The organism is Polynucleobacter sp. MG-28-Ekke-A2, assembly GCF_035012985.1.
Taxonomy (GTDB): domain Bacteria; phylum Pseudomonadota; class Gammaproteobacteria; order Burkholderiales; family Burkholderiaceae; genus Polynucleobacter.
In genome coordinates this window covers 1-2,637 of sequence record NZ_JAYGQU010000042.1, presented here as the reverse complement: position 1 = coordinate 2,637, position 2,637 = coordinate 1, and the positions used below count along the sequence as shown (strand labels likewise).

Here is a 2,637-nt window from a genome sequence, read left to right as displayed (position 1 = left end):
GATTTAATAAAACTTCTTGGCTCTTATGAGGTAAACGTATTGGTTACGTATGACAGTTTCATAATGCATCTTGGCTGTATTTTTGGCAAACCTCTTTTTGTTCTATTTCGGGGCAGATTTTCGCATTCGCAAAGGCATCATCATTTTAGCTTTGTTAATAATTCATTTGAATCTTTTCCGGGTCAGATAACTTATTTAATTAATTAATATGAAAATAAAGTTGTATTGATTATCTCCGTAAAAGGATAAGAATATTCCTGCTGATCAATGATTATGAGGCTCATATTTACTATCTCCTTAAGTTCATATATTTAGAAAGTTGATTTTTTTATCGTGTTTATGGAGTTACAACTATTTGGGCTTTCTACTATTTCCGCTCCATACACCCTGGCGGCTTTCTGTTTTATGGGTCTACTTTTAGTTGCAGCCTTTAGCACTTCATTGATTCACCCTGTTCATCGAAAGGGGATTGATCGCGGCCTTTTCTTGGTATTCGGATTTTTGCTCTCTGCTTTTGCGTTGTTACGTCCTTTTGGGCTGGCGCTTGATGACCCTTCCTACCTCGAGATTCTAAATGCTCTGTGTCCGGTTGGTGATTGCTCAAATGGTTCGCCCATTGTGCGAGATTACGTTTGGTTTGGGCTTGTTAGTTTAGGGTTGCAGTATTGGCCAGGCAGTTTGGACGTTGCATTAGTGCTGAGCGGTTTGGGGGTGTGCATCAAGTTATTTGTGATAGATCGTCTTTGCCGACAGCGATTGCTTGCTCTGTTGTTGCTTGTGCCCCTATCTTTTATTCAGTATGACATGACACAGTTACGTGCGGGCTTTGCTTCTGCTTGGATGATGCTGGGTATCTACTGGTTAGTACGTTCCCGAGTCCTGTTAGGTGGACTTACTCTCTTATCGAACTTTATGGTGCATTCGCAGGGGATTTTCTCACCCGGTCTTTTGGCTTACAGACTGCTTGGATTACGCTCCTGGATTTTTCCAGGTTGTACGGTCATTTTGCTAGGATTGATTTATGTGGGACTTTACCCTGACGCCTCAATGCTCGGTTGGTTGGGCCTTGCAGCCGAGTCGGCAACTTACTTCTCAGGTTTACAAGCGGGGAATTATGATGGGATGAAAGTTTTTCCATGGGGATATTTACCATTACTGGGTTATGGAGTTTGGCTTTGGTCTACAGCTACAGAAGAGCATAAAAAAATCTCCAATATCGTTGCCGCGAGTTTACTTCTTGGCCTAGCGCTCGCCTGGTTCTTTGCAATTATTCCGGTTATACAAACCCGTCTGTTTGACTTTTACACACTGCCCCTAGTTTTTTTGGCCGGTAATGCTGGGAACTCCAGGCTTAAAATAGGGCTAACTTGCCTACTGGCGCTTATGCTTTATCTTCGCTTGGAATTAGTTCAAGACTGGATTTTGGGATAGCGTCTGTGAAATTGATGGTGCATAACAGCTTCACCAGTCACTTGGACTGTTGTTGGTAGGTTTATAACCTGTAAGCCTTTGTCCCGCGCCTAAATTTTCCTCTTAGTTTAAATTTGTGCAGATAAATCAACTATTAGTAGATTTTTCAACATAAAAATAAAATACTACTTATCCGCCGAATTAAGTTGTAGTATCCCCCGTCAACCCGACATTCCTAAAGTGTTGTTTTCTGCCTGTGCTCGATAGTCTCTAGGCGATATTCTGCCAAGGGAACTGTGTGGTCTTTCTTCGTTGTAAATCGTGATCCAGTTTTCTGTAATTTCACGCACCTCCCTGAGGTTTTCAAATAAATACGCATTGAGTACTTCATGACGGTAGGTTTTATTAAAGCGTTCAATAAACGCATTTTGTTGCGGTTTGCCCGGCTGGATAAATTTGAGCTCAATGCCTTTGGATTCGCACCAGCCCATAAAGACTGCAGACCGAAGTTCACTCCCGTTGTCCAGGCGTATCGCCTGAGGTAAACCATGGATACTCTCTAGTTGCTCCAATGTTCTGACTACTCTGGCTGCTGGCAGGCTAATATCAATTTCAATAGCTAAGATCTCACGATTGGATTCATCGATGACGTTCAGGGTTCTAAAGGGTCTTCCGTAATGCAAGGTGTCGTACATAAAATCTAAGGCCCACATCGAGTTGGCTTCGGTCGGGGCAATGAGCGGAACTCTCGGCATCTTGGGGATGCGCTTCTTAGTTCTTCTGGGTAAGTTCAAGCCCATCTCCTTGTAAATTCTCCATACCCGCTTGTGATTCCACTCGTAGCCCTGATTGCGCATCCAATCAAAACACAATCTAAAACCCCAGCGCCCATTCTTGGCAACTACTTGATTAAGCACCTCAATGACGGGCTCATCAGCTTTAGCTCTAGTCTCTGGGCGCTCGTAATACGATGACCTAGCTAGCCCCATGTGAGCGCAAGCTCTAGTAATGGGTACTGCTTCTTCGCCAACCAGGTAATCGACTGCATCTCTTTTACCGGTTGGCGCTAGAGCTTTTTTTCAATTAAGTTCTTGAGCGCTCGGTTATCGTGGGTCAGCTCAGCCACCATCGTTTTATATTCTGATAGCTGCTGCTCTAGCTCCTTAACGCGTTTAAGTTCAGAAGCTTCTAGGCCGCCGTATTTAGATCGCCACTTATAAAAGGTGG

General features: G+C 43.6%; 3 protein-coding genes. 1 reads left to right on the top strand and 2 read right to left on the bottom strand.

Features of this window, described 5'->3' with window-relative positions; translation table 11 throughout:
- Nucleotides 1-339 precede the first annotated feature (339 nt).
- On the top strand, nt 340-1,431 hold the full coding sequence (locus VC188_RS11795; RefSeq protein ID WP_323484092.1) for an EpsG family protein: 1,092 nt from the start codon (nt 340-342) through the stop codon (nt 1,429-1,431).
- 200 nt (nt 1,432-1,631) lie between these two features.
- Here the strand turns inward: VC188_RS11795 and VC188_RS11790 are convergent, their stop codons facing one another.
- A complete protein-coding gene (locus VC188_RS11790; RefSeq protein WP_323484091.1) occupies nt 1,632-2,420 on the bottom strand; it encodes an IS3 family transposase in 789 nt (262 codons plus the stop codon).
- 56 nt (nt 2,421-2,476) lie between these two features.
- Nucleotides 2,477-2,637, bottom strand: a 161-nt coding sequence (locus tag VC188_RS12095; RefSeq protein WP_416350516.1) for a transposase, incomplete at its 5' end; no start/stop codon positions are given.